Genomic DNA, 24974 nt, shown 5'->3' with positions numbered 1-24974 from the left:
ATTATAAACCTTTTTCTTTTAAAATACTTCAATTTCAACTTTTTGTAACAAAATTGATTTTTCTAATAATAATATTACATAACATGATAATGCTAGAAGAAATCTCTTTCAGATTTCTTCTAGCGTTATAATTCAAAGAACTAAAACTCTCATTCATAATCCTTTTACTTTACACCGACTGAAACCGTTTCTGGCAATGTACTACCACCATCAATGACAATGTGTGTACCTGTTATGTAGCTTGATTCATCGGATGCTAAAAAACCTGCTAACTGACCTACTTCTTCAATTTTCCCTAAACGTCCTAAAGGAACACCTGAAGCAATTCCATCGATTACATTACTCGGCTCATTTGGATCAGATTCATTTGCTATTTGCTCTGCCATTGGTGTCATAATGTAACCTGGACAAATTGCATTTACGGTAATATGATGTTTTGCAACTTCTCGTGCTAACGCTTTTGTAAATCCCCAAATTGCTGCTTTCGTCGTTGCATATGCAGTTTCACCTTCATCAGCAACCAATGTTCCTGTTACAGAAGACATATTCACAATCTTTCCGTAATTTTTCTCAACCATATATGGCAATACCGCTTTAGAAAAATTCCATACCCCATTAATATTTACTTGAAATTGAAAATCACGCATTTCATCTGACATATCTAAAAAATTTGCAAGTCGAATAACACCGGCGTTATTTACTAACACATCAATCTTTCCGTACTTCTCATATGCATCTTTCGCTACTTCTTTAACAGCATCCATATCAGCTACATCGACTACATAACTTGCAGCATCTAACCCTTTACTTACAATATTTTTGGCTGTCTCATGAACTGTCTCTGAAATATCAACAAGTAATACTTTCGCCCCTAGCTCTGCAAATACATGAGCAATTCCAGCTCCGTTCCCCATCGCAGCTCCTGTAACAAAAGCAACCTTACCATCTAATTTCCCCATTTCATAACCCCCTTATAATATATAGAAAGCTTCTACACTTTTTATCATACCAAATATTCCCTCTCATTCTTTACAAAGCTCCATTTGTTAAAAAACGTTCAAAAACAGGAAAATTTTTCACAAATTATACAAAAGTTCACCATATGTACTATTACCATATGAGTTATATTATTTAATAGGAAAAAGGGGATGATATACTATGACGACTTGGTTTATTGTTATGTTAGTTGTATTTGGGGCATTTAAAATTATCGTTTCGAGCCTTCCTAACACTGTTATTGAATCCATTATTAGCAAGTACGAAACACATCCGCAACTGGAAGAAGAGAATGCGACTGTTACAATCAATGGAAATAACTTAGAAGGCGAACAAAAATCCAAAATTATTCATGATTTTAACGAAGGTTTATTTTTAGATCGCTATTATGCACCGCCACATAATGAGGGTACGCCTTTAATTATTCATGCAAAGCGCGGCAAAAAAGATTTTACATTTTATATTTATAGTCATGAAGAGCATGTTGATGTTGTCAAGCAACATAAAAAGAAAGTAGTTGCTTATAGTTTACGCTCTAAAAATCTTCAAAATAATGATATGTTCGTGTCAGCTGATTTAGCTTAATACTCATATAAAAAAATGAATCCATGGCATATGGATTCATTTTTACTATTTACTGAAAAATAAGCTCTGTCTTCAAACTATCTTTCGGTAACAACCAGCCTTTTTTCTCTAAATTCGCCATTAATAATTCCCTTTGCTTTGTCGCAATACTTTCTTCATTTGTTTTAAATGACATTTCTATTACGAAGTCATCTTCTAATTTTCCGGTATTACTTAATGGCCAAATTTCAATATTTGCTTTTATGTTTTCAAACTCTCCTGTATATCGTTTCATTAATACAGGACCGTAAATACGGGAATTCTTTAACATCTCTTCTCCCCAATTTGTATACAACCATTTGTTCATTTTCCCTGGTAATTTTTCTATTAACATGTTTTGAGCAGCTCGTTCGTTTGGTAAATCAAGTATTCCATATCCTTTAGCACTGTAACTTTTCTTATTTGAAATGCTTAATGTTTTCTTCTCAAATCCCCAATCTATTTCCGCCTCATAACTATCCGTATTACTATCGAATCCTTCTTTTTTAGCTACTTCTAATGCATCTTGAATTACACCATTTGGAATAGGATATCTTTTTTTATATGTTAGTTCAAAATTTTTACTAAATTCTTTCTTTCGAATTCTCGCAAACCAACCTTCACTACTTAAATTTTTATTCGCTGTATCTAAAAATTGCACTTGTATTCTTTCATAATTTGTACCAGCCTGGAAATATTCTAGTACCTCTTCGTTCATCTCTTTGCTATAACCTAATACTTGTTCTGGCTTTAATAATAATTTCACTTCAAAACTAGGTTTCATCGGACTGGCGGCAAAGCCTTCCTTAACGTTATAAAGGAAACAACAACAGAAAATGCTTGCGAATACAAATACCTTTTTCATATACCGATCCCCTTTACATTTTAAATAACTTCTATACATTCCATTGCAAGTGAATACACATTTTCATACCCTGCCGTGCTAAGCTTTTCCTGCAATCGATCCGTATCCTCTTTCAAAGCGTGTACTAACACCGTATGTTCTGGTAATAATGTATTTAACATCTCTTTCACATCTCTTATACTTTGGTGAACTTTATATGGAACTCGCTTCACCCTACATTCTTTACCTACACGTTCCTTCAAAACTTTTTCTGCAAAACTCCCTTTCGCAATATGTCCAGTAAAGATAATAGAATTTCGTTCGTCATGCCGAAGTTGTTCATAATATAACTGCGCTCGCTTCGTTTGCATATTCGCATCACTCATTACAACTATTCCATAACTATGTTGCGTACCGCTATCATCATCCATAACTATTATGTTTCTTTTTAAACTCTCCATTAGCTCTTCAAGTTCTTCATTATTTTTGATCCAATCTTTATATGCGAACATCTGTTGAAATCCATCCAAAATTTCTTGATCTACTATAATAGGGAGTTCTTTATATTTTTTATATAAATACAATACGATATCTTGTGCCCTACCAAGGGGTGGCAATGGTAGTAATGTTATCCCTTTATTCCCGGCGGCGCGTTCAATTTCTGTACATAGTTCGTTTATTCGTTCATGTTGCGAAACATCATCAGTATGATAAGCGGCATCTACGATTGCGACTTTTATATCGCCGTGCAACTTCTCAGGTAAATTAGCTCGTAGTATGTTAGACTCTGCTGAGTAATCGCCAGAATAGAATACATATGTATGACTCATATCCAATAAAAACCAAACAGCTCCTAATACATGCCCACTATACCCCCATTGAAAACGCAATGTAGGGGTAATCTGTACCCATTCATTCGGATTGCTAATCTCATCAATATATACATAATTTAAATCTTTCACATGTTGATCGGTATAAGGTACATGCCATCCTTGCGCCAAATTGTAGTTGCTCCATTTTTCATAGTAAGCTGGGAGTTGCTCCTTCGTATAACGAGTTGTCCATATTTTTTTCTTATATCCATACTTCGCTAATAAAGGTAAGCCCATCGTATGATCTTCATGAATATGTGACAAAAATACTGCATCTAAAAACGGTACAACTTCCCGTTCTATTTTTGGATAACTGTCCTCATATGATCGATTAATACCACAATCAAATAATATTTTCGTCTCTTTATTTTTTACAAAGTAGCAGGAGCGACCGTATTCTCCCGCTCCTCCCCATACTTCTATCCTCATCATACTACCCCTTTTCGTTTTTGCTCCATATGTTGCAGAAGTAATAAACATAGTGTTGTAAGTCCAACTGAAACGACAGCCATCGCCATTCCAATAGATACTTCTCCTTGTTCAAATTGAGCAAAAATAAATGTTGCTGACGTTTCTACCGATGGGGGTAGTACGAGAAGCGATGCTACTAGCTCCCTTATTGAGATTGTAAATGTCATCGCCCATCCAGCAAGAATGCCCGGGATAATAAGAGGTAATATTATTTTTCTGAAAATATACATATAATTCCCAGAAAAAATACTTCCTGCCTCCACAAGAGAATCATCAATTTGCCCGAGCGATGCTTTTACATACTGCACGGTATAAGGTAAAAAAAGAACGACGTACGTTACGATTACCATGACTGGTGTATTGTAAATGGACAGAGGCATATAGGGTGAATTCCAAAATAAAATAAGCCCTACAACCATCACGATTCCTGGTACCATATTCGGTAACATACCGCACATATCCAGCCATTTTTCAGAGGGCTTTTTCCCCTTTCGAATCATAAGTGCTAAAAAGACGCCAATCATAACAGTAATAATCGCTGTTATAAGTGAAAAAAGAAAACTGTTCCATAAGGCCTCTAATCCCGGAGAGCCGATTGTAAATAATGCTTCATAATGGCTTGTTGTAAAGTTATTTATATGTAGGCCACCACCTCTTAGTTTTGATAATGAAGCAATCAGTATAGAAAAATACGGGATTCCAATTGACACGATTAATAAACCAATTACATAGAACCATGCTATAACGCGCACAAATATAGACAAAGTGTACCTTTTAGATTTCACACCTTTTCCACTAACCATTGCATATGAATACTTTCGATTTAATACGTTTTGCATATACCAAATGAGCATACATGCACTAAGTAATAAAGAAGATAATGCTGTTGCACTACTAAAATCAATTGGCCAACTCGAAATGAATTTATGAATCTCTGATGTTAACACATGAAATCCGATTCTTCGTCCAAATGTAGCCGGTGTTCCAAATTCAGCAATCGTCTTTACGAAAATGAGTAAAGCACCCATTACATAACTTGATACTAATAATGGTAATATTATTTTTCTTAAACGATAGAAAAAGCTTCCACCATGAACTGCTGCCGCTTCTTCTTTACTACTCCCAATTTGAAGTAATGTATTCTTCAACATGAAGTAAAGAAATGGGAATAAATGCAGACTCATAATTAAAACCATACCTCCTAAGCTAAAGAACGAAGATGAAACCGTCTTTAGCATCGGAAAAAACTGTTCAAAATAGCCGTTCGGTTGCATGAACAAAATCCAGCCCATCGATCCAATATACGGCGGTGTCATAAATGGAATCATAAAAACAATATCTAATTTGCTATGCTTTCCAACATCTGTTTTGCTCATAATGAAAGCCAATGGAAATGCAAAGATGGTTGCCCCTATTACTACGAGTACACCTAGAAGCATCGAATTTAGAAAAATTCCAGCTAATCCACCACTCTGCATCACTTCAAACGGCTTTAAAAAATTCCAACTACTATTTTCATATACACTAGAAAGTAAAATGAGAAAAAGCGGGATGACGATTAACATCGCCACAAGTAACAACGCTACCGTCATCCCAACTTGCCTTACTGATCCAAATCGATTTACCATGTAATCACCATCTTATTGAAATACTTTCTTAAATTGTTTTCCTATTTCATCTTGTTCTTTCTCAACTGTTTTCCAATCAATATGTAATACTGGAATCTCTTCCACATTTGGTCTATTTTCAGCTTTTATATCTGTTCTACCAGGTAATAAATATGCTTTAGAAATTTGTTTTTGTACATCATCTGATAATAAATAATCAATAAACTCTTTTGCACCTTCTACATTTTTACTATCCTTCATAATACCTGTTGCACGTGGGCTAATAACTGTTCCGCTTTTTGGATAAACAATATCAACTGGTTCACCCTTTGCTTTTGCACTGTACGTCATATAATCAACACCTGCAATGACCATATCTTTTGCTCCTGTTACAACTGGATCTAACGCTTCTTGATTTGCCCCTGCTACTGTAACTTCATTTTTCTTAAGCTGTTCAAATAAATTCCATCCATCTTTTCCATTCTTTTTCACATATCCTGTTACAAAGTCTAAAGCTGAACCTGAAAGTGCTGGATCTGGAAGATTCACTTTCCCTTTCCATTCTCCTTTTGTTATATCGTTCCAATCTTCAGGCGCTGTCTTCACATTTTTTGTGTTATACACAATTCCTAACGCTGAAGCACTATATCCAAAATAATGTCCTTTATCATCCGACCATTCAGAACGAAGCTTATCAGCTTGTTTCGCTTCTTTATAAGCTAACGTTTGTCCATCCTTTTTTAATCCTTCCATCGCTGGTAAAGATGCAAGTACGACTACGTCAACGACTGGATTTTTCTTTTCGGCTTCCATTCGCGCTAAAATCTTACCTGTTGTTCCTTGAAACATTTCCACTTTTATACCCGTTTTCTTTTCAAAGTCCTTTTGAATTTTTTCTGCTAATCCTTTTGGTCCTGCACTATATACAACAATCTTCTTTTCATTCGTAGTTTTACTTTTTGCATCTGCATTACCTGTCTTTGAACTACACCCTGTTACTACGGCAGAAAATAATAAAGTACATACAAATAACGACTTAAGCGAACTGAATTTCTTCATACGATTCTCCCCCTATATGATGAATACATTTTTTCGGTACATATAACGATACTGGCTTTCCGATGCTTAACTTATTATTGTGATATGCTGTCCATATTCCGATTGCCCCCATATTTACTTTCACTTCATAGCGTTCTCCTACATATGTAACGTGCTGAACTTCACCTGTATACATTTCGCACACTTCATTTTTTGTCCAACTTATATGCTCTGGGCGAACCATTTTCTCCCCCTCTACAAGCCAATTTGCCTTACCAACAAATTTTGCAACAAATTCATGAGATGGCTTCACATAAATGTCTTCTGGTGTTCCTTTTTGTAATACTTCTCCTTGTTTCATGACAATAATTTGGTCTGACATTGACATCGCTTCTGTTTGATCGTGAGTAACATACAATGCAGTTAAACCAATAGAATGAACGATATCCATAAGCTCTAATCTCATTTCTTCTCGCAAAATTGCATCGAGTGCACTGAGCGGTTCATCAAACAAAATGAAATGTGGTTTCGTTACAATTGCTCTCGCAAATGCGACACGTTGCTGCTGTCCGCCAGAGAGTTCATGCGGATATCTTTTCTCCATTCCTTGCAAGCGAACTCGCTTTATTGCCTCTTCTACTTTTTCCCGTAATTGATTCGTTTGCTTTGTAGCTCTTAAACCAAATGCAACATTTTCAAATACAGTCATGTGTGGCCATAAAGCAAAATCTTGAAATACCATACCGATATTACGTTCATGAGGAGCTGTTTTTATTTTTTTAGAAGAAGAATACATGCACGTATCTCCAAAATATATTTCACCTTTATCTGGCTCTTCCAGTCCTGCAATCATTCTGAGTAATGTCGTTTTCCCGCATCCCGAAGGTCCTAAAAGTGTGGTGAATTCACCTTGTTTCATCACAATTTGTAACGGCTTTAACGCTTGTACTTTTCCAAATGATTTTTCTAATCCACTAATTTTAATATCCATCGTTTCACCTCTCTCCCCTCACTCTTAACCTGCTTTCATTCTATATGGAAGATTTATACTGAATGTTAATGTACTGTAAAGATTAAATTAAAAAACTTCTAATAAACTATTTATTTCTATAGATTTTTTCTATAGTTAGAAGAAAAAGGGGCAACTTGCCATGAATCTCTTAAAATTAGAAATTGTAGTGCTTATTAAGAAATACAAAAAGCTCACGATTGTTGCAGAACAGCTTGGTGTTAAACAACCTACTATTACATTCCATATAAAAAGCTTAGAAGAGGAACTCGGTGTACCTTTATTTGAATTACGTTCTGGAAGATATTTCTTAACAGAGGCTGGCGAGGCATTGCATCATTATGCTTGTAAAATAGATGCGCTTATGAAAGAAGCTAGGCGAGTCACGCAAGAGTTTAAAGATTTTCATAAAGGAGCTATAACAATTGGCGCTAGTTATGTACCAGCGACATATCTTTTACCAGAAATTGTTCATCAATTTCAATGTGAATTTCCAAATATAAAAATAACACTCATGGTAAAAACAGCTCCTGAAATTCGAACGATGCTACAAAATCATGAAATTGATCTCGGTGTAATTTCAGCAGCACCGTTTGATGAATCATCTTTAAAACAGACAAATGTAATGCCTGATACACTTGTTCTTGCTTTCTCCAAAGAACATCATTTTTCAAAAAAAGAAAATGTATCACTACAAGATATTGAAAAAGAACGTATAATATTGCATCGTAATCCATCTACAACGAGAGATTTACTTACAAAATGGATGTTAGCTCATAACATTACATTCCAATCCGAAATTGAATTAGATTCATTAGAAACGATGAAACAAATTTTAAAATACGGTAATGGGGTTGCCTTTATTTCTAAACTTGCTATTGAACAAGAAGTACAACGAAATGAACTATGCTATATACCCATCCCTGAATTTGAATTTCAACGTAATATTTATACGATTCATCATGAGGACAGATGGAATTCTAAAATTATTTCTTTTTTACTACATAACATCACTTCTTATGCAACAAAAAATTAAAAGACTGTCGTTTTACACGACAGCCTTTTAAGCTATAACTCTATTTATTTTTCTTCGCTTCAATTTTTGCTTGCGCCTCTTCAGCCTTATCTAATGCTTCTGAAACTTTTTTCTCTTTTTCTTTCACATCATCTATACTATCTACAGCTTTAATGAGTTTATCAATTCCTTCTTCTTCTACTTTTCTCCGTTTTGCTACTCTTTCATTTACTTTCTTTTCTACATCTTTTGCTTTTTGAAGCATATTCTCCGCATTTGATGTTACAGCTGTTTCAAGTGCATCGTCTTTTTTCATTTGTAACACTTCATTTGCAATGTCTTTCGCTTCTAAATACTTACCGTCTTTTAATGCTGTCGCTCCGTGATCCATTTTCTCGGCCATTTCTTTATATGATTTCGCTTCATTTCCCGATTTCTCTTTTTCTGCTTTTTCAAACCACATTGTTGCATCACTATATTTTTCATCTTTCAATGATTGCATACCTGTTTCAATATATGTGTCATAATTACTACATCCAGCCATTACGACTAACAGAAAAAGCATAACAAAACTTAATTTTTTCATGCTGTTGTCTCCTTTTCTTTGCCTGCTCACTTTACTTTAACATACATGAAAAAGAGTTTCAAAAACTAAAATACTGATTTGGTCATTTTTATAATAATAAGTTGAATTTTTATTATTTTATTATTTTTAAGCCGACACATCCACTTGCTTTTTCGCCATATGTTGCCTTACTCCAACTAATACAACTAACAATAAACCTCCGCCTATTGTCATCATAACAATGCTAGTTGGTAACATATCTAATAATAATCCATATACAATCATACCGAGCGGTGCGATTGCAGTCGCAATTGTTTCAAGTAGGCCAAATACACGCCCTAAGTAGTTCGGATCTGTCGTCTTTTGCATATGTACTTGCATCGGAATATTGACAACCATAATTGCTATACCCGTTAACATCATAAAAGCGATATAGTAAATAAAACTCGCTACTTTTGGAATAATAACTAACAACGGAAAGACTGTACATAAACTTAAACCCGCAAATAAAAACAATCCAATATAAATAGAACGAAACGGATTATTTACTTCTTTACGCACCGATAAAGCAATTGCACCCATTAGCATCCCGACTGCTAACATTCCCTCTACAGTACCGAGTTGCTTTGAAGATAAATGCAATGTATGGACGATAATGTATGGCAGTGCAACGGTTAGCCCACACGCAAAAAAGTTTACCCACAATGCTATTTTCATTAAACCATATATTTCATGTTGTCGTTTTACATATGAAAAACCTTCTTTTATACTCGTCAAGAAATGCTCTTTACTCTCAGCCACTTCTTTTTTATATAAATCAAATACGATAAATAATTGCAAAATAACTGCTAAAAAGAACGTAATACTATTTAACAAAAAGAACGACTGAATTGAAAAGAAACCAAATACGACTCCGCCGATAATCGGCCCTAAAATATTTGATAAAGAAGCCGCCGTTTGATTTAAAGCACTCGCTTTTTGAATACGTCCTTCGTCTACTAAACTCGGAATAGACGAAGTTAATGCTACAGAATAAAAACTTGCACAAATTGATAATAATGCTGCTGAAACATAAATAAAAAGAAGTGATGGTCCAAATATAGTAGCAAGAATAAACATAATAAGCATCGTTAAGCTACTCAATAAATCAGTACCAATGACAAGCCATCTTCGATTGATGCGGTCAGCTACAGCACCTGCAATTGGGCCACAGATCATCCTTGGAAGTGATCCGCAAACGAGCGTAGTTGCAAATCCCATTCCTGAACCAGTTGTCTTTAATACGTATAATCCCATTGCAAACGTATAAATACCTGCTCCTAATAAAGACGTCATTTTTCCAATCATCATTAAAATAATATTTCTCGTTGCAATCTTCATTCTTGAATCATGTTGTCCTATACTTACATCTTCCATTATGACACTCTCCCTTTGAAAGTTAAATTGTGTTAAACTTATTATATAATCACCTTTCCCACTATTACAACAAAAAGTTTAATTGTATTTAACTTTTTAATTATAAAGGAGCTACACTATGGCAACTCTCGGCGAAAAAATTAAAGCATTACGTAAAGAAAAAAAACTTACACAAACTGAACTAGCAGGTTCAGAACTGACAAAAAGTATGCTTAGTCAAATTGAAAATGGAAAAGCTACACCTTCTATGAAAACATTACAATATATTGCAGAAAAACTTGAATGTGAACCGAGCTTTTTATTAGAAGAAGATGAAGGAGAAGTTGTAGAACTTATTCAAAAAATGGAGCCACTAATAAAGGCAAATGGCGATGAAGTATACAAAACTTTACTACCTATCGTTCAAACAGATTTACCTCCAACTTTAAATACAGCACGTTTATATAAACAGTTCATAACTGGAGCGGCTATTATGAACGATTATAATATTGAATATTACGTTGAAACAGCTGTTTCTATATTTGAAAAATATACTTTGTATCGCGAAAGTACTGAAACGAAACTACTGTTTTACTATATGCTCTTCAAACGTAAAAAATATAAAGAATGTTTACAATTGATCGCCAGAATTCGCGATGAATATAAAACGAAGAATTTAGAAATGGATCTTATTAAACATATACAATTATATTTAAAAGAAGCAATTATTTTACTCGCATATGGCAATTATGAAAAATGTGAAAAAGTCATTTTAGATGCACTTGCATTTTCAAAAAAACATCAAGTGTATTATAAAACAGATGAATTTTACCGTATTTTATCTTATCAAAAAATCATTGTAGCTGATAAAGAACGATATTTATATTACATAAAAAAATCTGAGCAATTTGCCATTTTTACAGAAGATACTTTATCCGCTGCAAATATAGATATATTAAAAGCTTATTACTACAATACAATTACTAATGAATATACAATCGCATTAGAACATCTAGAACAATTTCGAGAAAAACTAAAAAATGATCCAATTTTCCAAGACGATGGACTGTATTATCTGGAAAAAGGAAAATCTTTGTATGGTTTAAAACGTTATAAGGAAGCTTTGGAAACATTAAAACACGCTACCATACCAGATTATATGACTCATCCACTTGATCAATCGTGGTTATTAACAGCTGGATCTTATCGTGCCCTTTGCTATATAGAACTTCAAGATAAAAAATCTGCCTTAAAAGAGGCAAAAGAAGCCGTTCAAACAATAGATAGCTATCCTGATTCGATCTTCTCTTCATTTATTAAAGAAACATTACAAATAATACAAAAACTTTAAGAATGTCTCAAAATGGTATATTATTCCTCTTTTTTAGCAAAGATAATAATGATGGGAGGAATATAAATGAATATTCAACGTGCAAAAGAGCTTTCTGTGTCAGCAGAGCAAGCGAATGTTAGTTTTCAAGGCATGCCTGTTATGATTCAACACGTCGACGAGAGCAATGAAACCGCCCGCATATATGAAGTAAAAAACCCAGGACGCGAATTAACAGTTCCAGTTAATAGCTTAGAGGAAATATAAGAAATGCCACTTCATTTTTTGAAGTGGCATTTTTCTTTGTTCTATTTAAGTATCATCATTCTTATTTTCTCCTTAGTAATCCATACAAACCAATACAAATTACAATGAAACCTACTATTCCACAAGCTAGTTTTACAATTATGTCTCTTGTTTCATAACTTTTAACTTCGACTACACTCTTTTTCAGACGTTCCATTTCCTTTTGCTCACTTTCTACTCGCTCCCCATATACTAACAAACGATATTTACTTGATGTATATGGTTCACATGTAAGCAGTGTAACTTTGTCTTTTCCTTTTACTACATTTAATTTATCCACTTGATTTGGATTAATGATTTCACGTCCAATGATTTTATACACGTGCTGCTTTCCAAATACCTTTACATAGAATACATCTCCATCACTTAACTGATCAAGATGACGAAACATCGTTGCCCCGTGATATCCACGATGTCCTGCCAATACAGCATGTGTATCTTTCCCACCAATAGGTAAAGAAGTCCCTTCAATTTGCCCTACTCCTTTACTTAAGTTTTCTTGACTTGCTCCTAAGTAAATTGGCAACTCCTCATTTATTTTCGGAATAGAAATCGTGCCAAATATTTCATCTTTGTTTATAAAATGTAACAGGTCCGTACTTATTTCATCATCCTGTACAAATGGGTCACTCATTTTGAAAGTAGTTTTCCCTAACGATTTATTATATGTTTCCATCTTTCGAAACTTCTCATTTACATCTTCTATTTTTAAATCATCAACCATTTTTTCATAACGTATCACTTCTGTCTTATACACATAATTGTTTATATAATTAGCGATCATTGGATATATAAATAGTGATAATCCTGTAAGAAACAATGCTACGCTTATAACTCCCCTTCTCACACACTCACCACACAATACAATACATACTATTTTCGTTTTTTTAAATAGATTATTAGAAAGACGATGCAAATAATACCAATAGGAAAAACGATCATCCAATCTTCTAAAATGAAAGATTTTGTAATCTTTTCTTTTTCACCAGCATCATATGGAACACGGTGTCCTCTCACTAGTAACCTGTGCGTGTTCACTCCATACGGGGTACACGTAATTAATGTTGCGTAATCTTGTCCTTGTACAACTAATAAGTCTTCCGTTTCATTTGGTAATACAACTTTTATTTGATCTACCTTATAAGCAAGTATTTTATCTAATGAATGTATATAAAATATATCATTCTGTTCGACTTTATCTAAATGAGTAAACATTAGTGCTGAAGGCAAACCACGATGCCCAGTTAAAACTGTATGCGTATTTTCTCCCCCTACTGGTAGTGAAGATTCATTCAGTTGTCCAACTCCACGACTTAGCACTTCTTCCGTCGTCCCTTGATAAATTGGAAGATTCACATTAATTTTAGGGATTTCTACATACCCCATAACATCCCCTATATTTAACATATCTACATATGAACTTTTTTCCTCATCACTCTTTTCATGAAACGGGTCCGAAAATGTTTGCGTCTTATTTTGGACCTTCTTATTATACTCTCGTGCTTCCGTTTCTTTACGATCAATCTCTTCTTTCTCCAACTTCTTTACTGCTTCGTCATAGGTACTTACTTCTGAATAATGTGTTCTTGTTGCAAACCAATTGCTCACAGTTGGATAGAGAAATATACTTAATCCTAGTAAAAAAATACTTCCAAAGATAATATTTCGTTTCATAACATCCTCTTTCACTTCGGATAAAATATGGAAAAGAGGAAAGCATTTTACCTTTCCTCTTTTCCAAACTCAATTATTATAAAATATGAATTAAGAATTCTTTACCGGTTTCTTTCTAAAGAAAATAAACGCTGCTGTCACCATTAATAACAGACCAACTACCGTAAAGATAATTGTTCCCATACCACCTGTTGCTGGAATAATCCAACCGCTCTTATTATTCTCAACTTGTAGCTCTATTTTTTGGTGTTTTTCATCAATTGTAATATCAATCGGATCTCTTAACTTTTGATAGTGTTCGACTGCACCGTCTTTATCTTTATACTTTGGTGCTTCCGTCTCAACAATTTGATATTCACCGTACGGGATTTCATTCCATGTAATAATACCATTTGCATCTGTTATATCATTCATTTCTTTCCCATTAACTTTTATAACATTACCTTTTTTATCTTGTAATTGGAACTTCGCACCTTCTAATTTAAGCGTCTTATCCTTACCATCAACTTTTTCAATTTTAATATTTCCAGCTGTCGGTGTGACCACCACTTCATTAGATGGCTTTCCATCTTTTTCTGATGAAACATCATCTTTATTTACAAAATCAAGTACTGCTTTGTTCGGAATTTTCACTCCAGATTCAACATCACTTTTAATTTTTGCAGTAATTTGTAAATGAAGCTCTTTTCCATTTATTTTTGAAAAATCTTCAATTGTAGCGGTTACTTTTTGACCTTCTACAACTACTTTTACACTACCATCTTCAACTTTCTTTCCATCAACCATAACAATTGGTTGGCCTTTTATTTCCAAACGATCATCTAAAATATCTGTTACGACATATTTTTTATATAATTTAATATCTTCTGGAAGTAATGTTTTGATATCATACGTATAATCTGTCTCTTTATTGATTCCAGCTACTTTTGAACCGTTATTTATACTTTTAGTAATCGTAGGTTCTTTATAGTTCTTTATATCTTCTAGCTTAACTACTTCACCAGACTCCTTAATAGAGAAAGGACGCTCTTCTTTACTAGTTATATAACCGTTTGGAGCCTTATGCTCAATAAAATAATAATAATCCCCATATTCTAGAGAATCTACACGAACTTTACCATCTTCCCCTGTTACTAATGAACTTGGTGTCTTCACTTGTGTGCTTGTTCCATCTTTATTCTTTTTAAACAAATGGAACTCTGCATCTTTTAACACTTGACCAGCTTCACCTATTTTTACGAATTCTACTGAACCTCTTTTTGTTTCATTTTTAGGGTAAATATGAACATCGTAATTTAAATCTTTACCGTCTGTACTTGTCATTGGAATATCGACAATAAAAGTAGTCGTATCCAAAGCAATATGTCCTGGACCTTTAATAGCTTTTACTTCATAACGTCCTAGTGGAAGATCTGTAAAAATAGCTTCACCTTTTGCATTTGTTACCTTTGTAATTGTAGCATTTTTTACTGGCTTTGCTTCTTCTTTTATAACAGTTCCATCATTTGAAATTTTTTCAAATGACTCAATCCGTTTAATTTCAAAAGTTACACCTTCTAAAGGTTTTGCATCTTCTGGAACAGTTTGTCCTTCTTTTCCATTGCCTTCTGTAGTTGTTTTAGAACCTTTACTTTGCTCATACTTATGAATCGTTAACGTACCTGTACTTCTAGATTCCGCACTAACAGCCATGTTAGATAACGTTGAAAAAGCTAACATACAGATTAAAAATAAACTAAAAATCCTTTTCATTGTTGTCCACTCCCTATTGTTTGTATTACTTTTGTTTTTTCTATCTCTCATTATTTCTCTTTCTAACAAAGAGGAACAATGTAACAAACATCAATATTCCACCAATTACATAATAAATTATTGTCCCTATTCCACCAGTCTCTGGAATAACAAATTCACTCTTTTTATTTACTACTCTTATTCTTTGTGAATCCATTCCAGATTTCACTTCTATTTCTACTGGTTCTCTCATCAACATATATCCTTTTGGTGCTTGTACTTCTTTTAATGTATATTTGCCAACGATTAATGGAATAGAAGTTGCCAAACCATCTTTATCGGTTGTTAATTTACATACTATATTTCCATCTTTACTAATCACTTCAAATACCGCGCCTTCCAATTTGAGATTTTCATCATTCGCATCTACTTTTTCAATCTCAAATTTCCCTAATGCTGGCGGTACTACAAACACTTCATTTGATACGAATTTCTTCTGGTCAAACAGTAACTCTGCTTTATTTGGAATACCATCATTCGCATTGTATTTCGTTAGTATATCTGCATTTACATTCGCGCTTAATTTTGACTTAATATGCATTGTATACGATTGATTCGCAAGGTAAGCATAATTTCCGTCCTGCTTCGGTAACTCAATACTTACTTTCTTTGATTGTTCATCAATTTGCGGTTTAACTTCTATTTCTTCTCCATTACTGTTTACAAGTTTTACATGCAAGGTAGTTAAAATATCTTCTAAGTCATCCTGCAATACTATTTTTTCAAGGTTCATAACATCATTACCAAAATGATAGTTTACATGCCATGTAAACTCTTCATCTATACTTTGTAATGTCGCTTTTTCCACTTCTTTTTCATCTGCATCCGAAACCATCTTTCTTACTTGTGGTTCCTTTGCTTCTACATTTGTTTTTACATTCGGTTTTTGTGGTGGTAAATCTTCATTATCCGGTGTTTTCCCCTCAACAACCGCTATGTTCTCAATTTCTTTCGTTTTTAATGCGTCTTGCGTAACTTTCACTTTAAAAGTTACAATTCTTTCTTCTGTATCAAGCACGTCCCCAAAGTTTACTTTAATCGTATTATCCTCATACGATCCTTCATCTTCGTCAACTGCATCTGTCAATACATTCCCATTCAATTTCATACTACCAGCTATATACTCAATACCTTCAGGAAGTTTATCTATTAGACGCATATCTTTAATAAGCCCATTTTCCACTTTATTTCGGGCTTTAATTTGATACTCAAATTCATCATTAACATGAAATTTTTCTTGCTTTATACCAATAATCTCTTTTTTCGACTCTAGTTGTCCAGACAACGGGTCAACCGGTGTTTCAACTTCTGGTTTCTCCTTATCTTTCGAACTATCGGTCTCAACTATTGCTATGTTTTTTATTTTCTTATTTGCCAGCTCCGGTTTTACAACAACTTCAAACGTGATTGCTTTCTCTTCCTCACCTTTAAGATCGCCGAAATGAGCATAAATCGTTCCATCTTTTATATGTGCATAATCTTCATCTTCAACATCCGTTTGTTCCTTTCCGTTTATCTTTAACGTGTTCGGAACATACTCTACTCCTTCAGGAAGGTTATCCGTAATTTTAACTGCCTTTAAGATAGAATCTGGCACACTATTTTTAGCATGAATTGTATATTCTAGTTTGTCGCCAACTTTCAGCGTACCACCGTTTATATCTTTAGCTAGTTTAGTAGCTACTAACTTCCCGGGTTTCTCTTCTCGTTCGGGTAATACTTTAACTACTACTTTATTAGAATCGTTAGCTTCAACCTGACTTCCTGTTAACTCATCAACCCCTTGAACAACAGCGATATTAGGGACTTCTGTTTCTACCTTTTCTCCCCCTAATTTTGCTTTAAATTCAATTGTTGTCTCAGGTGTTTTATCCGTATAGATTCCACCTTTTGTAGCATTTGCTCCTTCACCAATTCTTATTGTTAACTTTCTTGTCTTTGCATCATAGTCAACTTGTTCTGTTTCATTTCCAGCATTCGGACCAGAAATGATTTTCGCCGAATTTGGTACAAATTCTAGACGCGAATCTAAAACATCTTCAATTTTTGTATCAACAGAACTCGAATTCGGTTCAATGTTTTTCACCCTTAAACGATATGTAACTTCATCACCTGGCTCATACTTTTCTTTTGCATCTACTACTTCCTTATCTATGACAAGCTCTGGCGCTGTTGCATTTACTGCAAAAGCTAATGTGTTTAATACGTAGTCATCACCAGCTGTCGCAGCTTTTAAGCGTATTTCCTTTTGCTCTGGTTTAATATATCCTGCTGGTAACTTGATTAAATCTGCATCAACACCCAAATTATTTTTATAATCTGGGTTAAATGTACCCGGATACTTATCTCGCATATGTTCCTCATATTCAGAAATAGTGGAATTAAATATATTACCAGTTGGATTGAGCTTATCATTAATTTCTTTCCAAGTGTTATCTGTGTGAACAAACAGTCTATCACCTGTCCAATATCTATCACCTTGGACAGCGAAAACAGAAACTTTCGGATCTAAATCTCCAGTTTTTGAAGCAATAAAGTTTTTCACTGTGAATTCTTTTTCACCTGATCCAGTAGCTCTTTTCAATCCACCATCATAAACAGTAAATGCTTTTCTTGTTTTAGACTTATCTTTTGTAATAACTAACATGTACCAACCAGCAAAAGAATAATATCCATAATTATAGGCAAGTTTTGTATTTGGATAAGGAATATTTGCTAAAGTATAGCTTCCTCCTTTTGAATTAGAGGACTGTAAAAGCTTTGTAACATCTGCATAGTTAGAATAATAAGTACCATCAATACCGAAACCATAAAGCAAGCCACTTCCGTAATACGTATTACTTGGTTTTACTTGAAAGCTCTTCCCCGCCGGAGTCGTGAACTTAACTGGTGCTACATACTGTTGCTGCGTTAATTCATAACGTGTGGAACTCCAATATAATCCAGCCCATTCAATTTCAGCATCTTCTGGAACAGGAATATATGCCTTAGATGAATTTGTAGTTGTTGGGTCATCATCTACATCAATGAGTTCACGGGTATAGCCATTCGGTGCTGTATACGCAGTATTCGTTATATCAGAATACAACGCCGTTTTCTTTTGAGCTTCAGTAGCTTTAATACCTAAATTCACATTACCGGTCGAATACATCTCACCTTTATGAATAGATTGATAGGTTGGTTTATCAAAACCTTCTTCATCTGTAACTGCTGCCGTTGCCGTATCAATTGGACTTAAAAATTGTAATTGAGATAATAGCAAGAATAGACTCATAACAACTACAAATACATTTAATATTTTTTTATTTTCTTTCCTCCTACTGTGCAAAGAGGTCACCTCCTTCAGTATATTTTACTAACATTATATATATATATATATAATTCATATCTATTATTCTAATATAAATTATAGGATTTGTTAACAAAATATGTGATTTTATCCTTATTTATACATTTTTATATAAAGATTTTAGGATCAATAACAATATCTAATAATAATTTAACTTTGAATATAAATATAAAAGCTTTATTATTCCATACCCTATTAATAAAGAAGGCTTTTAATGAACTTTTCTATATACGAAGGTTTAGGCATTATTTTTCTCTTAATCATTATTACTTACGCTCTCGCCCATAAATATTATGGTCAAAGAAACTGCACACTATTCTATTTTTCGTTAATAATGCCATTTACCTGGTGAACTTTTTATTCGTTACCAACTATTAATCTCATAAGTATTATCGCGGGTATTCTATTGTTACTTACAGAGTGGATGGTTATTTACAATCTATCGTTTTTAGCATCATTTTATGGAAGCCGTATAAACGGAAAGAAGTACCCTTATCTGCTTTCGAAACATTACCTACTGTTGATATTTTTATCGCAACTTACAATGAGCCACTCGATTTATTAAAATGGACTGTCGCTAGTTGTACAATGATTACTTATCCGAAAGAGTTGCTAAACATTTATATTTGTGACGACGGATGCCGTGAAAGTGTTAAGCAGCTCGCGGCAGAATTTTCTGTCCCACATAACCCGTACAGAAAATATGCATGCAAAAGCGGTTAATTTAAATCATGCCATCCTTCATTCAAAAGATTATATTATCGTAAATATATGCTGGACTAAAATTTACAGCGTAAAAAAGAAAAGAAGCCTCATGCTTCTTTTCTTTTTATTTCGTGCTAAAATTCAAACTATGAAATAATTTTCAAGGGGGAATTGGAATGAAGAACACATCACAAAAAGCAAGTCATTATTATGCTGTTATATTCACTTCTAATTTATCAAATGATACAACAGACTATAATGCTGCCTCTGACAAAATGGAGGAACTGGCAAAGCAGCAACCCGGATTTCTAGGGGTAGAAAGTGCACGAGATCATTCAGGGCTCGGAATCACAATTTCTTATTGGGAATCACTTGAGGCGATTGAAAATTGGAAACAGAATGCCTTACATAAAGAAGCGAAAAAAAGGGGCCGTGAGCAATGGTATGAAAACTTCCACCTTCGTATCTGCCTTGTTGAGAAAGAATTTAAATTTCATAGAGGTACTTTATAACGATGAAGAAAAAATTAGCTCTCGTTGTTGTTCATGAGATATATGGTGTGAACGACCATATGCATCACGTTACCGACCACTTCACTTCATCTCATATAGATGTATTCTGTCCTAATCTGCTACAATCGCAACCTGCATTTCATTATAGTGATGAAGAAAAAGCATATCATTTTTTTATGAATCATATTGGATTTGAAGATGGAAAAAAGCAAATTGAAACATTCATTACTCATCTTTCTAGTCGTTACACACATATTGGACTTATCGGCTTTAGTGTTGGTGCTACCATCTCATGGCTATGTAGTAACAATCCGAAAATAGAGTTTATTATCGGATGCTACGGTTCCCGTATACGTGACTATATTCATATGAAACCAACATGTGCTACCTTACTTATATTCCCTGAAAAAGAAGCTAGTTTTTCAGTATCCTCTTTCATTCAATCGTTGCAGCAACAAAAGAACCCTTTATTAGAAATACAGCAACTACCCGGTGAACATGGTTTTCTAAATCCGTACACTGAAAAATATAACGGGCACTCTACAAAACAAGCATACAATATAATAGATTCATTTCTTTTAAAAAACACTCTTATAAAGGAGATGTAAATGACACTTACATTACTCTTACTGATTTTCATATTCATTGCCTTTTTCTCAGCGCTAACTATTATTCTAGTAACCGTAAAAAAGGGGGAGTTTTCCAAACGTCCCTACTTACAATCTATTATCGTTTACATTTTATTTTTTACAAATTGGATCTTATATTTATCAACCTTTTATGCGTTACTTCCCGAAAAAATTAGCGAGTTACTATTCCTGCCCATTTGATTTTTCCTTTGTATATTAGGTTTTATCACTTTCTGGCGCGAATGGAGAAACAATCGTGTGTTCTCCATATGTATCGGTTTTCTTTCTTTTATTAGTTTTTTATTTGGGCTGTTTTTTTACTTCTTTCGGGAATGTGACTGTTATAAAGAGGATAAAAAACTCTTTATAACAGTCTTTTTCGTTCCATAACGAAAGGAATTATTAAATAAAGAGCGTAAGCAATCACCATCCAAATGGTAAATGACATGATTTGCTGTGAGGATAATTGTGAGAATATGTTAGAAGAGTTATACAAGATGTAAGAATCTAAAGTTAAACCAATTGCTGTACCACATATACCTAACTTAATAACTGCATATTTTGTAGTATCTAATCTTTGATATAACCACATTACAAAGTATAAAGCTATAGCTGTTGCTAATTCAAGAAACGTCAATTGTAGAAAAAATCTACTTGAAGTGTATTCCAATAAAACAGAAGAACCGAAAATAATGAAGAACGCTGAGGCAAAAAACCAAACGCCGATAGAAAATAAAATAGTGAGCCAAAGTTTATTATTCACTACCATTACCTCCCTTTTGTAGCTCTATGAACTTTTCCAATAACAGGTGCAAATCACCATATACTTTGTCGCTAGAAAAAGATGGATTGAATAAGGCTTGCAATGCCAATCCATCAATTAATGCATTACATAAAATGCTCCACGTTTCAGTTGAAATTTGAGATGTCATTGTACCTCCTATATTTTTATTTAACACTCTTGTTAATTCTTGGTTTTCATAATGTAACAATCCACCAATTTTATTTTTCATCGCATCATTTTGTAATCCACTAGCTACTAATTGAAAAAACAAATGATGATACATTGAATCTTTCACACATCTACTTTCGGCAGACTGCAAAGCCTTTTCTAACTGTACATCCTTTCCTAGTTGTTCCCACGACGCTTTACAAAACGATTCAGTTACTTCCAGTAATAATTGATCTTTCGTTTTAAAATGATAATATACGGTACCTTGTGTAACTTGAGCACTCTCTGCAACTGCTTTTAATGTCAACTTTTCCATCCCATGCTCTGCAATAATTTCTTTTGCTGCTTGTAGTAAATTCTCTTTATTAACAACATTTGGTTTTGCCACTTCTATGACCACCTTTTAAGTTAGTTGGATAACTAACTTAAATTATACAGAAAAATCAGATAAAACAGAAGAAAGAAAAGTCAACTTTCAACTTTTCTTCCTTCTATTTTTACCTTTAGATTTCACTGTCACTGATTCACAAGGTGTGTAATAAATTTGAGGTGTCGCCTTATCAACAAACATCATAAACGTAATGAAGCCGATAATAAAGAAAATAAACAACGTTAACAAAATTGCTCCTATCGTTAAAAGTATCATAACACCACCCCTATATTTTTCATGTTATTACACCTTTCGCTATTATATGAGCGTAATCCTTTTTAGAAAAAGAAACGTAACAAAATAATCACAATCACTCCCGTTAATACTGTACCTAATAAACTACGAGTATATATCGCTACAAGAAATGTTGGAATTGCTGCAATTAGGTAATCCCACTGCATCGTGTCATGCATAAATAATACTTGTGCTAAAAGTGCTGCTAATATTGCAATTGGTATGTAATTTAACCATTTTAAACCCCAGTCTGGAATTTGTAGTTTACTAAATACGAGTAGAGGTAAAATACGTGGCACGAGTGTAACAGCTCCTGCTGCTAATAAAAGTAATATTACATCTAATCTCATTTCCATTTTTCAATCACCACTCCAATCGTCGCAGCTAGTAGTGTTGCAATAATAACCGCTATACTATCTGGCATAAATAAGTGTGAAACATATGCGATGATAATTGCTACAATTGCAACAGTAAGATGAATTGCTAACTTCGGTTTACTACTTATGAGCTGAAGTACAAATAACCCGATAAACATTGCTGGTAATGCATAATCCATACCGTACGTATGCGGATCTGGTATCCATTCACCAAATAGCCCGCCGATAATAGTAGCAAGGATCCAATTTAAATAAGCCGTTACATTTAGCCCAATCATCCATCTTTCGCCTAAATATCCTTTTTGCGCTGCATGCTGTACTGCAACGCCGAACGTTTCATCTGTAATTTGAGAACCAATTAGTAAGTTTTTAAATAGAGGCAGTTTCGTAAAGTACGGTGCAAGCGCAGCACTCATTAGAAGGTGGCGTAAATTAACAAAAAAGACGGTGAAAATGATCGCTGAAGCAGGTGCACCAGCTGCATACATACCAGCTAATATAAATTGGGCAGAACCTGCATAAATTAAAGTCGACATAAACGCAATTTCAATAATGGAGAAACCTGCTGTTTTTGCAATTACACCGGCTGCTATACCGATGCTTAAATAACCAAATACAGTTGGTAAACAATCTTTTACTCCTTGCTGAAATGTATCATCGCTTTGCAAAGCTACATGTGCTTGGGCTTTACTCATCCGTATCATCCTCCATTCCTTCTAAAGTTCGTTTTCCTGTTACGACATGAACTAAATCTATATTTTCACGCCATAACATATCTAACTTATCAGCTCCAAATTCCTGCGTGATTTCTTCAACCATAATATCGTGCCGCACATACTCTGTAGCAACGAGAACTAGAGCTGGGTCATACGTTGTAACAGCCCATGAAGTGCTATCATTTGAGAAGTTCGCAATTAATACTTCTTCTCCGTCACGCGCAATTACAGTTAAATGACCACCCATTCTCTTTTCAACAACGTGAGGCGTCATATAATTATGGTGAAACGTCGCTCCTATTTTTGTTTCTGGAGCGCCAAATAAGATTGAAAATATATGTACTCCTTCCTCTTCCTTTTGATGAATGTATGGCTCAATTTCATGCACTTGATCTTCCCATACAGAAATCCATAACTCTTCCTTCGCTCTATTAATTATATTGCATATTTCCTTCAAAACACGATCATTTGAGCGAATATGCGAAATTACATCTATTTGTCGCTCTTGTTCTAAACCATTTAATTTCTCATCTAAAAATTCAAAGGACTTTTCAAAGTCTTTTCGCATTCGATTCATTAATTCCGTAGCTGGTACTGGTACATATTTAACTGGTTCAGAAGGTACAATATGTACCGCTCCTTTATCCATTAACTTACCTAGTACCTCGTAAATCATAGAACGAGGTACTCCTGTTTGTTTACTCACTTCATACCCAGTTACTGGGGAATGTTTTAGTAGTCCAATATACGCTTTACATTCGTACTGGGAAAAACCTAGCTTTTGTAATTCCTTTATAATTTCATCCATTAGTACTCCTCACAATCTAAATCGCTCTAACTTCAAAGCGACGATTTTGCTTACCTTTACTTTTTACTTTATCAATAACAAGTGTTCCTATTTCATTCGTATTTTTCACATGTGTGCCTCCACAAGCTTGTTCGTCTAAATTTTCAATTGTAACAATGCGGATTTCTTGTATAGTAGTTGGCAGGAGGTTTATGGCTGTTTTAATCATTCCTACAGCATTTTCTGCTTCTTCGCGGCTCATATAACGAGTGGAAATTTCTTTATTTTGTTTAATAAGTTTATTCACTTCCTTAACAATTTCTTCTACTTCCACGCTCGATAACTCTTGTAACTCATTAAAATCGATACGTGCTTTGTCAGGATAGATTTGATTTCCAGTGCATAGAGCTCCATACTTTTCATAAACGACAGCTCCGATAAGATGCAGTAAAGAATGATGACGCATTAAGTTATGACGTCTTTCCCAATTAATCTCTAATTTAACTGGACCTAAATTTACTTGAGCTCCATCTTTTATATAGTGAACTATTTCTCCCTGCTCCTTCTTTACTTTTTCAACTTCAAATACAGACCCATCTTGTACAATGACACCCGTATCACATTCCTGCCCTCCACCAGTTGGATAAAAAACTGTTTCTTTTACATATACTTTATTCCCTTCTACTTTTATCACTTCTGTTTCGCAACTCGTTTTGTATGCATCTTCTAAATATAATGCCGTTGTCATACTCTCACCTCTTTAGTAG

The 24974-nt window shown here is 34.1% G+C and carries 25 protein-coding genes and 2 pseudogenes; 8 read left to right on the top strand and 19 right to left on the bottom strand.

Going from position 1 to position 24974, the window contains the following annotated elements; all coding sequences use genetic code 11:
• Positions 1-164: 164 nt before the first annotated feature.
• On the bottom strand, positions 165-959 hold the full coding sequence (ucpA, locus tag ACTFRN_RS06255; protein ID WP_000517016.1) for an SDR family oxidoreductase UcpA: 795 nt from the start codon (positions 957-959) through the stop codon (positions 165-167).
• A gap of 199 nt (positions 960-1158) precedes the next feature.
• Between ucpA and ACTFRN_RS06250 the strand changes: the two genes are divergently transcribed.
• Positions 1159-1581, top strand: coding sequence for a YfmQ family protein (locus tag ACTFRN_RS06250; protein WP_000214594.1), 423 nt, complete (start codon positions 1159-1161; stop codon positions 1579-1581).
• A gap of 49 nt (positions 1582-1630) precedes the next feature.
• On the opposite strand, the gene ACTFRN_RS06245 is transcribed toward ACTFRN_RS06250, so the two are convergent.
• Genes ACTFRN_RS06245 through ACTFRN_RS06225 form a run of 5 tightly spaced genes read right to left on the bottom strand, consistent with a single transcriptional unit; the run spans position 1631 to position 7422 of the window.
• Positions 1631-2464, bottom strand: a complete 834-nt coding sequence (locus ACTFRN_RS06245) for a hypothetical protein (protein ID WP_088106590.1) — start codon at positions 2462-2464, stop codon at positions 1631-1633.
• A gap of 20 nt (positions 2465-2484) precedes the next feature.
• Complete coding sequence (locus ACTFRN_RS06240) at positions 2485-3747, bottom strand: MBL fold metallo-hydrolase (protein WP_140383356.1); 1263 nt, start codon at positions 3745-3747, stop codon at positions 2485-2487.
• Positions 3744-5414: an ABC transporter permease gene (locus tag ACTFRN_RS06235; protein ID WP_049111755.1), complete on the bottom strand. Its 1671-nt coding sequence runs from the start codon at positions 5412-5414 to the stop codon at positions 3744-3746. Before ACTFRN_RS06235 ends, ACTFRN_RS06240 begins: the two co-directional genes overlap by 4 nt.
• Before the next feature lie 12 nt (positions 5415-5426).
• Entirely contained in the window at positions 5427-6452 is a 1026-nt protein-coding gene (locus ACTFRN_RS06230; protein ID WP_049111757.1) for an ABC transporter substrate-binding protein, read from the bottom strand.
• Positions 6430-7422 (bottom strand): ABC transporter ATP-binding protein, encoded by a 993-nt coding sequence (locus tag ACTFRN_RS06225; RefSeq protein ID WP_000351826.1) that lies wholly within the window; start codon positions 7420-7422, stop codon positions 6430-6432. The genes ACTFRN_RS06230 and ACTFRN_RS06225 overlap by 23 nt, the downstream gene beginning before the upstream one ends.
• A 160-nt stretch (positions 7423-7582) precedes the next feature.
• On the opposite strand from ACTFRN_RS06225, the gene ACTFRN_RS06220 reads away from it, so the two are divergent.
• A complete protein-coding gene (locus tag ACTFRN_RS06220) occupies positions 7583-8476 on the top strand; it encodes a LysR family transcriptional regulator (protein ID WP_001050630.1) in 894 nt (297 codons plus the stop codon).
• 40 nt (positions 8477-8516) lie between these two features.
• Here the strand turns inward: ACTFRN_RS06220 and ACTFRN_RS06215 are convergent, their stop codons facing one another.
• Positions 8517-9041: a DUF4398 domain-containing protein gene (locus ACTFRN_RS06215; protein WP_000736432.1), complete on the bottom strand. Its 525-nt coding sequence runs from the start codon at positions 9039-9041 to the stop codon at positions 8517-8519.
• Positions 9042-9167: 126 nt separating this feature from the next.
• Entirely contained in the window at positions 9168-10436 is a 1269-nt protein-coding gene (locus ACTFRN_RS06210; RefSeq protein ID WP_000390441.1) for an MFS transporter, read from the bottom strand.
• A 118-nt stretch (positions 10437-10554) separates the two neighbouring features.
• Between ACTFRN_RS06210 and ACTFRN_RS06205 the strand changes: the two genes are divergently transcribed.
• Positions 10555-11766: a helix-turn-helix domain-containing protein gene (locus ACTFRN_RS06205; RefSeq protein WP_440038035.1), complete on the top strand. Its 1212-nt coding sequence runs from the start codon at positions 10555-10557 to the stop codon at positions 11764-11766.
• A 66-nt stretch (positions 11767-11832) separates the two neighbouring features.
• On the top strand, positions 11833-12012 hold the full coding sequence (locus tag ACTFRN_RS06200) for an H-type small acid-soluble spore protein (protein WP_001025740.1): 180 nt from the start codon (positions 11833-11835) through the stop codon (positions 12010-12012).
• Positions 12013-12073: 61 nt separating this feature from the next.
• On the opposite strand, the gene ACTFRN_RS06195 is transcribed toward ACTFRN_RS06200, so the two are convergent.
• The 4 genes from ACTFRN_RS06195 to ACTFRN_RS06180 all read right to left on the bottom strand — a co-directional run bounded on the left by ACTFRN_RS06195 (position 12074) and on the right by ACTFRN_RS06180 (position 18853).
• Complete coding sequence (locus tag ACTFRN_RS06195) at positions 12074-12898, bottom strand: class C sortase (protein ID WP_041184537.1); 825 nt, start codon at positions 12896-12898, stop codon at positions 12074-12076.
• Between the two features lie 26 nt (positions 12899-12924).
• Positions 12925-13725 carry a class C sortase gene (locus tag ACTFRN_RS06190; protein ID WP_088106589.1) on the bottom strand — a complete coding sequence of 267 codons (801 nt, stop codon included), beginning with the start codon at positions 13723-13725 and terminating at the stop codon, positions 12925-12927.
• Positions 13726-13815: 90 nt separating this feature from the next.
• Positions 13816-15477, bottom strand: a complete 1662-nt coding sequence (locus ACTFRN_RS06185) for a SpaH/EbpB family LPXTG-anchored major pilin (RefSeq protein ID WP_014893151.1) — start codon at positions 15475-15477, stop codon at positions 13816-13818.
• 40 nt (positions 15478-15517) lie between these two features.
• Positions 15518-18853 carry an isopeptide-forming domain-containing fimbrial protein gene (locus ACTFRN_RS06180; protein ID WP_370530087.1) on the bottom strand — a complete coding sequence of 1112 codons (3336 nt, stop codon included), beginning with the start codon at positions 18851-18853 and terminating at the stop codon, positions 15518-15520.
• A gap of 226 nt (positions 18854-19079) precedes the next feature.
• Here ACTFRN_RS06180 and ACTFRN_RS06175 point away from each other — a divergent pair.
• The 4 genes and pseudogenes from ACTFRN_RS06175 to ACTFRN_RS06160 all read left to right on the top strand — a co-directional run.
• Positions 19080-19637, top strand: a pseudogene (locus tag ACTFRN_RS06175) (glycosyltransferase); the annotation flags it as partial.
• A 109-nt stretch (positions 19638-19746) separates the two neighbouring features.
• Positions 19747-20082, top strand: a complete 336-nt coding sequence (locus tag ACTFRN_RS06170; RefSeq protein WP_000799453.1) for an antibiotic biosynthesis monooxygenase family protein — start codon at positions 19747-19749, stop codon at positions 20080-20082.
• A 2-nt stretch (positions 20083-20084) separates the two neighbouring features.
• The gene (locus tag ACTFRN_RS06165; protein WP_074568186.1) at positions 20085-20690 is read left to right on the top strand and encodes a dienelactone hydrolase family protein; all 606 of its coding nucleotides are present in this window, start codon (positions 20085-20087) and stop codon (positions 20688-20690) included.
• Positions 20691-21049: pseudogene (locus tag ACTFRN_RS06160) on the top strand (hypothetical protein).
• Positions 21050-21075: 26 nt separating this feature from the next.
• Here the strand turns inward: ACTFRN_RS06160 and ACTFRN_RS06155 are convergent.
• From ACTFRN_RS06155 to ACTFRN_RS06125, 7 genes are all read right to left on the bottom strand, one after another.
• Entirely contained in the window at positions 21076-21474 is a 399-nt protein-coding gene (locus ACTFRN_RS06155; protein ID WP_049825644.1) for a DUF5367 family protein, read from the bottom strand.
• Positions 21467-22051, bottom strand: coding sequence for a TetR/AcrR family transcriptional regulator (locus ACTFRN_RS06150; protein ID WP_001118328.1), 585 nt, complete (start codon positions 22049-22051; stop codon positions 21467-21469). Before ACTFRN_RS06150 ends, ACTFRN_RS06155 begins: the two co-directional genes overlap by 8 nt.
• A gap of 87 nt (positions 22052-22138) precedes the next feature.
• Positions 22139-22309 carry a DUF3951 domain-containing protein gene (locus ACTFRN_RS06145; protein ID WP_000602235.1) on the bottom strand — a complete coding sequence of 57 codons (171 nt, stop codon included), beginning with the start codon at positions 22307-22309 and terminating at the stop codon, positions 22139-22141.
• Between the two features lie 62 nt (positions 22310-22371).
• Entirely contained in the window at positions 22372-22683 is a 312-nt protein-coding gene (locus ACTFRN_RS06140; RefSeq protein WP_000425933.1) for an AzlD domain-containing protein, read from the bottom strand.
• Positions 22674-23399 (bottom strand): AzlC family ABC transporter permease, encoded by a 726-nt coding sequence (locus ACTFRN_RS06135; RefSeq protein WP_016717083.1) that lies wholly within the window; start codon positions 23397-23399, stop codon positions 22674-22676. The genes ACTFRN_RS06140 and ACTFRN_RS06135 overlap by 10 nt, the downstream gene beginning before the upstream one ends.
• Positions 23392-24228, bottom strand: coding sequence for a TrmB family transcriptional regulator (locus ACTFRN_RS06130; protein WP_000343369.1), 837 nt, complete (start codon positions 24226-24228; stop codon positions 23392-23394). The genes ACTFRN_RS06135 and ACTFRN_RS06130 overlap by 8 nt, the downstream gene beginning before the upstream one ends.
• Before the next feature lie 16 nt (positions 24229-24244).
• Positions 24245-24955 (bottom strand): alanyl-tRNA editing protein, encoded by a 711-nt coding sequence (locus ACTFRN_RS06125; protein ID WP_049112008.1) that lies wholly within the window; start codon positions 24953-24955, stop codon positions 24245-24247.
• Positions 24956-24974: the final 19 nt, after the last annotated feature.

The sequence above is a fragment of the Bacillus cereus group sp. MYBK245-2 genome (assembly GCF_051916145.1).
GTDB classification, from domain to species: Bacteria; Bacillota; Bacilli; order Bacillales; family Bacillaceae_G; genus Bacillus_A; species Bacillus_A pacificus.
Note: the sequence above shows the minus strand (reverse complement) of the source record. Positions and strands in the feature narration are given on the sequence as shown.

What these genes read in the sequence shown, in the direction of transcription:
- ucpA (WP_000517016.1), bottom strand. Translation starts at nt 959, where the DNA reads ATGGGGAAATTAGATGGTAAGGTTGCTTTTGTTACAGGAGCTGCGATG.
- ACTFRN_RS06250 (WP_000214594.1), top strand. Translation starts at nt 1,159, where the DNA reads ATGACGACTTGGTTTATTGTTATGTTAGTTGTATTTGGGGCATTTAAA.
- ACTFRN_RS06245 (WP_088106590.1), bottom strand. Translation starts at nt 2,464, where the DNA reads ATGAAAAAGGTATTTGTATTCGCAAGCATTTTCTGTTGTTGTTTCCTT.
- ACTFRN_RS06240 (WP_140383356.1), bottom strand. Translation starts at nt 3,747, where the DNA reads ATGATGAGGATAGAAGTATGGGGAGGAGCGGGAGAATACGGTCGCTCC.
- ACTFRN_RS06235 (WP_049111755.1), bottom strand. Translation starts at nt 5,414, where the DNA reads ATGGTAAATCGATTTGGATCAGTAAGGCAAGTTGGGATGACGGTAGCG.
- ACTFRN_RS06230 (WP_049111757.1), bottom strand. Translation starts at nt 6,452, where the DNA reads ATGAAGAAATTCAGTTCGCTTAAGTCGTTATTTGTATGTACTTTATTA.
- ACTFRN_RS06225 (WP_000351826.1), bottom strand. Translation starts at nt 7,422, where the DNA reads ATGGATATTAAAATTAGTGGATTAGAAAAATCATTTGGAAAAGTACAA.
- ACTFRN_RS06220 (WP_001050630.1), top strand. Translation starts at nt 7,583, where the DNA reads ATGAATCTCTTAAAATTAGAAATTGTAGTGCTTATTAAGAAATACAAA.
- ACTFRN_RS06215 (WP_000736432.1), bottom strand. Translation starts at nt 9,041, where the DNA reads ATGAAAAAATTAAGTTTTGTTATGCTTTTTCTGTTAGTCGTAATGGCT.
- ACTFRN_RS06210 (WP_000390441.1), bottom strand. Translation starts at nt 10,436, where the DNA reads ATGGAAGATGTAAGTATAGGACAACATGATTCAAGAATGAAGATTGCA.
- ACTFRN_RS06205 (WP_440038035.1), top strand. Translation starts at nt 10,555, where the DNA reads ATGGCAACTCTCGGCGAAAAAATTAAAGCATTACGTAAAGAAAAAAAA.
- ACTFRN_RS06200 (WP_001025740.1), top strand. Translation starts at nt 11,833, where the DNA reads ATGAATATTCAACGTGCAAAAGAGCTTTCTGTGTCAGCAGAGCAAGCG.
- ACTFRN_RS06190 (WP_088106589.1), bottom strand. Translation starts at nt 13,725, where the DNA reads ATGAAACGAAATATTATCTTTGGAAGTATTTTTTTACTAGGATTAAGT.
- ACTFRN_RS06185 (WP_014893151.1), bottom strand. Translation starts at nt 15,477, where the DNA reads ATGAAAAGGATTTTTAGTTTATTTTTAATCTGTATGTTAGCTTTTTCA.
- ACTFRN_RS06170 (WP_000799453.1), top strand. Translation starts at nt 19,747, where the DNA reads ATGAAGAACACATCACAAAAAGCAAGTCATTATTATGCTGTTATATTC.
- ACTFRN_RS06165 (WP_074568186.1), top strand. Translation starts at nt 20,085, where the DNA reads ATGAAGAAAAAATTAGCTCTCGTTGTTGTTCATGAGATATATGGTGTG.
- ACTFRN_RS06145 (WP_000602235.1), bottom strand. Translation starts at nt 22,309, where the DNA reads ATGATACTTTTAACGATAGGAGCAATTTTGTTAACGTTGTTTATTTTC.
- ACTFRN_RS06140 (WP_000425933.1), bottom strand. Translation starts at nt 22,683, where the DNA reads ATGGAAATGAGATTAGATGTAATATTACTTTTATTAGCAGCAGGAGCT.
- ACTFRN_RS06135 (WP_016717083.1), bottom strand. Translation starts at nt 23,399, where the DNA reads ATGAGTAAAGCCCAAGCACATGTAGCTTTGCAAAGCGATGATACATTT.
- ACTFRN_RS06130 (WP_000343369.1), bottom strand. Translation starts at nt 24,228, where the DNA reads ATGGATGAAATTATAAAGGAATTACAAAAGCTAGGTTTTTCCCAGTAC.
- ACTFRN_RS06125 (WP_049112008.1), bottom strand. Translation starts at nt 24,955, where the DNA reads ATGACAACGGCATTATATTTAGAAGATGCATACAAAACGAGTTGCGAA.